General features: G+C 60.8%; 4 protein-coding genes. All 4 read left to right on the top strand.

Translation table 11 applies throughout. The features are described 5' to 3' along the window. Positions 1–354 (top strand): TolC family protein (locus H4684_RS19950; RefSeq protein WP_192625095.1); only part of this gene is annotated, 354 nt, incomplete at its 5' end. A 333-nt stretch (positions 355–687) separates the two neighbouring features. Next, entirely contained in the window at positions 688–1,875 is a 1,188-nt protein-coding gene (locus H4684_RS19945; protein ID WP_225940580.1) for a glycosyltransferase, read from the top strand. Positions 1,876–2,344: 469 nt separating this feature from the next. Then, positions 2,345–8,671 carry a cadherin-like domain-containing protein gene (locus tag H4684_RS20880; RefSeq protein WP_318779664.1) on the top strand — a complete coding sequence of 2,109 codons (6,327 nt, stop codon included), beginning with the start codon at positions 2,345–2,347 and terminating at the stop codon, positions 8,669–8,671. Between the two features lie 156 nt (positions 8,672–8,827). Beyond that, on the top strand, positions 8,828–9,051 hold a 224-nt coding region (locus H4684_RS19895), incomplete at its 3' end, for a response regulator (protein ID WP_192625093.1).

The following is a 9,051-nucleotide window of genomic DNA, read 5'->3' as shown; positions in this document are numbered from 1 at the left end:
CTGCGCGCCGAGCAGGATGCCCTGGATATCGAGCGTCAGGTGGAGGAAGATGTGCGCACGGCGTACAGCTTCTACAAGGCCACGGGCAAGTTGCTGCCAGTGCTGCGCAGCCTGACGAACGAAAATGCGCAGGTGGTTTCGAGCTACACGGATCAGTTTCGCATGGGGCAGCGGACCTTGGTGGATCTTGTTTCGGCACAGAAAAGTCTGTTCAGTTCGCAGCAGGTGTACCTGAACGGCATGACGGCGCACACGTTCTCGTACTATCGACTGTGCATGCCCGTTTCCCAGCTCATGAGCGCTCTTGGCGTGGATCTCAAGGTCAAGGGCCTGGGCGAGGTCATGGCCGAGTAGGCGGCTCTTCGGCCATGTCGTCCCCGATTCCCCCGGCCGGCTGTTCATTTTCCGGGGGAGTCGGGGAACACGCCCTAGGCAGGTGTTCGGATCATACGCGGGATAACGGCTCCGTCTACCTGAAACGCCGATGCATTGCTTTTTCGCCGACATTTGGAAAGGAAACAGAAACGGCGATCGCTCAATGGCGGCGGAATTATCGCCCCACGGTTTTGGAATGCCGGAGGGAGCGGGTGCCTTCAATAGTGAAGACTTATGAAAACGGGAGCTCCAATGCGCATTTTGTTTACTCATGTGAATTTTCCGGCACAATTTCGAAATTTGGCTTCATTGTTGGGTCGAGATCCCGGCAATGAAGTGGTCTTCGCCACCCAGGAAGAGCGGCCGGAATGGAACATTCCCGGAGTTCGCAAGGTGGTTTATGTTCCCGAGCGGCCAGAGCAGGCCCCGGAGCAGGCACAGAAGCAGACCCTGATGGGCAGATTTCGAAACACCGAAAAAAAAGCTGAAGCGGCACTGCGCGCCATGCTTCAGCTGCGCGCCCAAGGCTTTGTGCCCGACGTCATCTATGGCCATTCCGGTTGGGGCTCGACGATGTTCCTGCAGGATGTCTTTCCGGAAGCCGCGTTCATGGGGTATTTCGAATGGTTCTATGGCGCCGACAGCGCGGATATGCGCTTCTCGGGCAAGCCGCTGTCGCTTGAGGCGCGCACCGAGGTCCGCGTCAACAATCTCCCCATTCTCACCGATCTGGCGGCCTGCGATCATGGCATCTGCCCTACTCGCTGGCAGCTCGAACAGTTTCCTCCGGAGTTCCGGTCCAAGATATCCGTCATTCATGACGGCTTGGATACGGACTTTTTTTCTCCCGATGCGGCCTCGCGCATGGTGCTTCCCGGTCTTGACCTTTCAGGGGCAAGCGAGATCGTGACCTACGCCACGCGAGGCATGGAGCCCTACCGGGGGTTTCCTCAGTTTTTGGAAGCCGCTGTGGAAGTGGTCAGAAAGCGTCCTGAATGCCATGTGGTCATTGGGGGGAGTGACCGGTCGTGCTACGGCGCGCCGCCCGCCCCCGGAAAAACCTGGAAGGAAGTGCTCGTGGAACGGCTTCGGCCCGATCCGGAGCGCATCCATTTCGTCGGGGCGCTTCCGTACGCACATTACCGAACGTTGCTTCAGGCGTCTTCGGTGCATGTCTATCTGACGCGCCCGTTTGTCCTTTCATGGTCATTTTTGGAAGCTCTGTCGTGCGGATGCCTGGTGGTGGCTTCAGATACGGAGCCCGTGCGGGAGGTGGCCACTGATGGACATAACGTCCTCATGACCGATTTTCGGTCTCCCCAGGCCATTGCGGGCCGGACCATTGAAGCGCTGGAAAATCGAAGGCACTTGCGCAACGTGCGGGAAGAGGCCCGCAGGACCGTGGTGAATGGTTACGATTTGCGCAAACTCCTGCCTTTGCAGGTGGACGCATTGCGCAAGTCCGTTGAAAAGCGGGGCCTCAGAGTTCCTTCTCTTTGATATTTTCTTTTCATTTCCGATATTGCAGATGCTGTGGGCGAATTTTCTGAAGGACCGGATTCGGAAACACGATACACCGCGTTTCGGCTCGGCATCGTGATGCGGTATCATTCAAGGCACGGACCGCCATCCTGTCTGGCACATGCCCTTGCTCTCAAAGTATGTAGGCATTTCGTATATTTCACATCCGCGCGATTCGTTTCACCCATTCAACAATTTTTGCATACTTGCCAATGCACTGTCCTCGAGATTTCAGGAGTGTCATGGGCGTGACTTGCAATGGCGAGAGCCGGTTTGATTATATGCCTAGGTAAATAAGTATTTTATTCTCAAACACGGAATAAAATCTACCTAATTTATGTATATAACAACACGTCAAATTAAACAAATATGCATATTACTAAGTATATTGAATCTCGTTAGCTTGACCTCGAATCATAGCTTCAAAACGTGATCGAGGAGAGATTCTATGTATACTATCAATGTAGGCGTACGTCAGGAAAACGGTGACTTTCAGGAAGTGCGGATTGACAACGGCGGTCGATTGAACCTGAGCCATGGCGACCGGCTGGTTCTTGCCGCTGCTCCTGAAGATGTCGAGATCGTGTCCGGGGATCGGGGTGATTATGTCGTCCGGTTGAAAGGAGGGGAGGAGTTCTCCGTAGCTTTGGCCGATGACGCCAAGGAGCTTGTGCTTATTTCTCCGGACACCGGGGAACCTCTGATCATGTTCGACATTCAGCACCCCGAGCAGGAAGTTGACGCACATGTCAGCCAGCCGCTGGGCGTTCATCAGGCCAGCGTGGCGGGCACCGAGTTTCTGCAGCAAGATGTCGGTGAAGATCTGGGCATGGGGCAGCTTCTTGATATGGCTTCCTTCAGCGCCGAGGGCGGCGGGGCGTTGACCTCTGCTTCCGGTCCGTCTTTCCCTGACTGGGAGGAGGCGGCCGGCACCCTGCCCGGGGATGACGGGACGGGCGATTCAAACAACGCGCCTTTCGTCAGCGGTTCCGTGGACCTCGGCTCCATCGACGAAGAGGGCAGCCTGGTCTTTTCGCGGGCCGATCTGCTGGCCACCGCCTCGGACGCGGACGGCGACGCCCTGACCGTGACCGGACTTTCCGTCGCCTCGGGCGATGGCACGTTGACCGACAACGGCGACGGCACGTGGACCTTCGCGCCCTCTGCCGACTGGAACGGCGCCGTCAGCTTCGGCTATACGATTTCCGACGGTAATGGCGGCGCGACGGCGACTGCCGCGAACCTGACCGTCAACCCGGTCAACGACGCGCCGGTGATCGACGTCAACGCGACAATCAACGTGGAAGCCGAAGCCACCGTCTCCCTTGCGGGATACCTCCATGCCGGAGATGTCGACAACGCGGCATCGGAACTTGCCTATACGATTACCCACGCTCCGGAGTTCGGCACGCTGCTGCTGGACGGCATCGCCATCACGAACTTCTCCGGTACGGTCTTTACCCAGGCCGACATTGATGCCGGGCGCGTCTCCTACCGCTTCGCTCCCGTGGCCGGTTCCGAGATTCGCGTCGTGGAGGACGACAGCTTCACCTTCACCGTGACCGACGGCCTGACCGTCACTCCCGAAACGACCTTCGACATGCACAGCGTCCCCGTTCAGGTGTGGGGCACCAATGGCGAGGACCTCATTAGCGGCACGACCGCCACCACCCGCGCCGACGCGACATTTCTTGTCCACGGCTTTGACGGCGACGATTGGCTGTACAGTGGAGTGGGCGACGACACCCTGTACGGCGGGGATGGCAACGACACCCTGGATGGCGCTGCCGGCAATGATTCACTGGCTGGCGGCGACGGTGATGACAATCTGAACGGCGGAGCCGGCGCCGACACCCTGGACGGCGGTTCGAACACGTCCGGCGGCGACTGGGCCGACTACAACACAAGTTCCGCGCCGGTAAACGTGGATCTGAACAATTCCGGAGCCCAGAGCGGCGGCGATGCCGAGGGCGACGTGCTGATGGGCATCGAAAACATCATCGGCACGGCCCATGCCGACACGCTGATCGGCGAGGACTACACGAGCAACGTTTTCGCGAGCCTGGTCGGGGCGGACTTGCTGGTCGGGGGCGAGAGCATCCTGATGGTCACGGACGACACTTCCGGCATTCCGGTGACCACGACCCATTATTTCCCGGACACCGCGGATTACAGCCTGAGTCCCTACTGGGTGAACGTGGACCTGAACAACACCGGGGGGCAGACGGGCGGCTGGATCGGCAACCACGCCGAGGGCGACACCCTTGTGGGTATCGAGAACGTCATCGGCACGTACAACGGTGACTCGATCACGGGTGACGGGAACAATAACTTCCTGGACGGCCAGAACGGGGCCGACACCATCATGGGCGGGGCCGGCGCGGATACCTTGTTGGGCGGGGCTGGAGACGACACCCTGGTTGGCGGTGAGGGCGCGGACATTCTCGACGGCGGCGACGGCAGCGACACGGCCGATTACAGTGCAAGCCCCACTTGGGTCAGCATACTTCTGGACTTCGATGTCGCCCAGATGGGAGGCGGCACCGCCAACCACGGCCTGGGGGATGTTCTGACAGGTATCGAGAATGTCGTCGGTTCGAACGACACGCTGCACGGCGACGTACTGATGGGTGATGAAGCGGACAACGTCCTGTCCGGGCTGGCCGGCGACGACACGCTGTTCGGCAATGCAGGCAATGATTCACTGGCTGGCGGCGACGGTGATGACAATCTGAACGGCGGAGCCGGCGCCGACACCATCGACGGCGGTTCGAACACGTCCGGCGGCGACTGGGTCGACTACAGCACAAGTTCCGCGCCGGTAAACGTGGATCTGAACAATTCCGGAGCCCAGAGCGGCGGCTATGCCGAAGGCGACGTGCTGACGGGCATCGAAAACATCATCGGCACGGCCCATGCCGACACGCTGATCGGCGAGGACTACAAGAGCAACGTTTTCGCGAGCATGGTCGGGGCGGACTTGCTGGTCGGGGGCGAGAGCATCCTGATGGTCACGGACGACACTTCCGGCATTCCGGTGACCACGACCCATTATTTCCCGGACACTGCGGACTACAGCCTGAGTCCCTACTGGGTGAACGTGGACCTGAACAACACCGGGGGGCAGACGGGCGGCTGGATCGGCAACCACGCCGAGGGCGACACCCTTGTGGGTATCGAGAACGTCATCGGCACGTACAACGGTGACTCGATCACGGGTGACGGGAACAATAACTTCCTGGACGGCCAGAACGGGGCCGACACCATCATGGGCGGGGCCGGCGCGGATACCTTGTTGGGCGGGGCTGGAGACGACACCCTGGTTGGTGGTGAGGGCGCGGACATTCTCGACGGCGGCGACGGCAGCGACACGGCCGATTACAGTGCAAGCCCCACTTGGGTCAGCATACTTCTGGACTTCGATGTCGCCCAGATGGGAGGCGGCACCGCCAACCACGGCCTGGGGGATGTTCTGACAGGTATCGAGAATGTCGTCGGTTCGAACGACACGCTGCACGGCGACGTACTGATGGGTGATGAAGCGGACAACGTCCTGTCCGGGCTGGCCGGCAACGACACCCTGGACGGCGGAGCCGGCAATGATTCACTGGCTGGCGGCGACGGTGATGACAATCTGAACGGCGGAGCCGGCGCCGACACCATCGACGGCGGTTCGAACACGTCCGGCGGCGACTGGGTCGACTACAGCACAAGTTCCGCGCCGGTAAACGTGGATCTGAACAATTCCGGAGCCCAGAGCGGCGGCTATGCCGAAGGCGACGTGCTGACGGGCATCGAAAACATCATCGGCACGGCCCATGCCGACACGCTGATCGGCGAGGACTACAAGAGCAACGTTTTCGCGAGCATGGTCGGGGCGGACTTGCTGGTCGGGGGCGAGAGCATCCTGACGGTCACGGACGACACCTCCGGCATTCCGGTGACCACGACTCATTATTTTCCGGACACCGCGGATTACAGCCTGAGTCCCTACTGGGTGAACGTGGACCTGAACAACACCGGGGGGCAGACGGGCGGCTGGATCGGCAACCACGCCGAGGGCGACACCCTTGTGGGTATCGAGAACGTCATCGGCACGTACAACGGCGACTCGATCACGGGTGACGGGAACAATAACTTCCTGGACGGCCAGGACGGGACCGACACCATCTTGGGCGGGGCCGGCGATGACACGCTGGTTGGTGGCGAGGGCGCGGACATTCTCGACGGCGGCGACGGCAGCGACACGGCCGATTACAGTGCAAGCCCCACTTGGGTCAGCATACTTCTGGACTTCGATGTCGCCCAGATGGGAGGCGGCACCGCCAACCACGGCCTGGGGGATGTTCTGACAGGTATCGAGAATGTCGTCGGTTCGAACGACACGCTGCACGGCGACGTACTGATGGGTGATGAAGCGGACAACGTCCTGTTCGGGCTGACCGGCAACGACACCCTGGACGGCGGAGCCGGCAATGATTTGCTGGCTGGCGGCGACGGTGATGACAATCTGAACGGCGGAGCCGGCGCCGACACCCTGGACGGCGGTTCGAACACGTCCGGCGGCGACTGGGCCGACTACAACACAAGTTCCGCGCCGGTAAACGTGGATCTGAACAATTCCGGAGCCCAGAGCGGCGGCGATGCCGAGGGCGACGTGCTGACGGGCATCGAAAACATCATCGGCACGGCCCATGCCGACACGCTGATCGGCGAGGACTACACGAGCAACGTTTTCGCGAGCCTGGTCGGGGCGGACTTGCTGGTCGGGGGCGAGAGCATCCTGATGGTCACGGACGACACTTTCGGCATTCCGGTGACCACGACCCATTATTTCCCGGACACTGCGGACTACAGCCTGAGTCCCTACTGGGTGAACGTGGACCTGAACAACACCGGGGGGCAGACGGGCGGCTGGATCGGCAACCACGCCGAGGGCGACACCCTTGTGGGTATCGAGAACGTCATCGGCACGTACAACGGTGACTCGATCACGGGTGACGGGAACAATAACTTCCTGGACGGCCAGAACGGGGCCGACACCATCATGGGCGGGGCCGGCGCGGATACCCTGCTGGGCGGGTCCGGCGATGACACGCTGGGTGGCGGCGAGGGCGCTGATTTCATCGACGGTGGCGACGGTTTCGACACGGCCGATTACAGTGCAAGCCCCACATGGGTGAACATCGACCTGAGCGTCACGGTCGCCCAGACGGGAGGCGGGGTGGACAATCACGGCCTCGGCGACACCCTGACAGGCATCGAGGAAGTTTTGGGCACGAACGATACTCTGCACGGCGACGTGCTGACGGGCGACGACGCCGACAACATACTTGACGGATTATCGGGGAACGACACCTTGCACGGCGGTGGTGGGAACGACACCCTGTACGGTCACGAAGGCTTCGATGTCCTGTACGGCGGTGACGGCGACGACCTGCTGCAGGACCATGGCGGTAACGACACCCTTTATGGCGGCGCGGGCGACGACGCCCTCGTTGGCGGCGACGGACGTGATGTCCTGTATGGCGGCGAGGGGAACGACACACTCGTGGGCGGCAATACGACAGACCCAGCCTCCTCCATCCCCATCTGGGATACCCTCAATGGCGGCGCTGGGGCCGATGTGCTTACCGGTCTCGGGTTGGGCGAGGTGGCCGACTACGCCGGCAGCCTGGCCGTGGAAATCGATCTGAACAACGTGATTCAGGTCCAGGGGAATGGCGCGGCCGGGAACGACGCCATCGGCGACGAGCTGCATGACATTTTGAATGTCAGCGGCTCTTCCTTTGCCGATACGCTCATCGGGAACGAACACGACAACTATTTCTGGGGCCAGCAAGGAGACGACCTGCTTGTCGGCGGCGCCGGAGCGGACACCCTTTTGGGCGTCGAAGGCGACAACACCTTGGAAGGCGGAACGGGCGGCGACGTCCTCAGGGGCGGGACGGGCCATGACATCGCCAGCTACCGGAATGCGGCGGCCGGTGTGCTCGTGGACATGAACGACCAGAACAAGGAGCCGCTTCTCTATCCCGACGGACAGGCCGGGGCCGGCGTCGATGGGGAGGAGCATGGCGACCATCTGTTATTCATTGACGGCGTGTGGGGGTCGGAGCACGGCGACACGCTGCTGGGCCGCGACGTCGGCTGGGACGGCGAGTACAACATGAGCTCCAATGACGAGCTGCACGGCTTCGGCGGCGACGACAGCCTCGTGGGTTTTGGCGGCAGCGATTCGCTGTATGGCGGCGACGGCAATGACACCCTGATCGGATGGAAGTACGACCTTCTTAATACAAATATGAATAGGGATTCTGGCGTGGACCTGCTCGACGGCGGTGCCGGCGACGATCTGCTGATTGGCGCGCCCGAGGATTCCGTGCACGGAGGGGAGGGGTTCGACGTCTTCGCGCTGGAGGCCGAGGATTTAAGCTTTAGCCACACCTTGGATCTGAGCGCCATGGTTTCGGAGGGGCGCATCTCAGGTATTGAAAAGATCAGCCTGTACGGCGTCAACGGATGGGAGGCGAATGTCTTGACGCTCCAGGCCAGCGATGTTCTGGACGTTTCGGATACCGACACCCTGTGGGTGTTCGGCGAGGGCCCTGCGGAGGTGATCGCGACGGATTCGGGCTGGTCCCTTGTGGGCACGAACGTGGTCGGCTCCGATGGGTTTGACTATAATCATTACACGAATACCGTCGGAACGAGCATCGTCCATCTGATGGTGGCCGAGGATATCGCGACGCAACATGTGGCGTCTTTCCCATGATCTCGGGAAAGGAAGCGCTGGCCGGAAATGTCCAAATGTGCGGAAGGGATGAGAACCCCTCCTGCTGCATCGCCGGACGTTGAAGCGGAGGAGATATCCGGCGCCGGTACAGGCAGTTGCAGGTTAAGGCGTGGCAATTCGTTACGTGCAGTCAGCATGAGTCAGCCGGACAGGTTGGCGGATCAGGTCCGTCAGTCTGTCCGGCTGACATTTGTGACTGTTCTGATGTCCATGGTCGTCTACAACTTCGTTATTTTTCTTCTATCCGCGGGATCGCTCGTACTTGAAGCAAGCCGCCGGATACGATCCATCGGGAGATTTCATGAGTTGCCCATCATCGCCATGACCGCCAACGCCATGAAGGGGGACCGTGAAACCTG

Origin of the sequence: Desulfomicrobium macestii (genome assembly GCF_014873765.1) — a bacterium.
GTDB classification, from domain to species: domain Bacteria; phylum Desulfobacterota; class Desulfovibrionia; order Desulfovibrionales; family Desulfomicrobiaceae; genus Desulfomicrobium; species Desulfomicrobium macestii.
This window is presented reverse-complemented; position numbering and strand designations above follow the sequence as displayed.

Coding starts and splice junctions, on each gene's coding strand:
- H4684_RS20880 (WP_318779664.1), top strand. CDS start 2,345: ATGTATACTATCAATGTAGGCGTACGTCAGGAAAACGGTGACTTTCAG.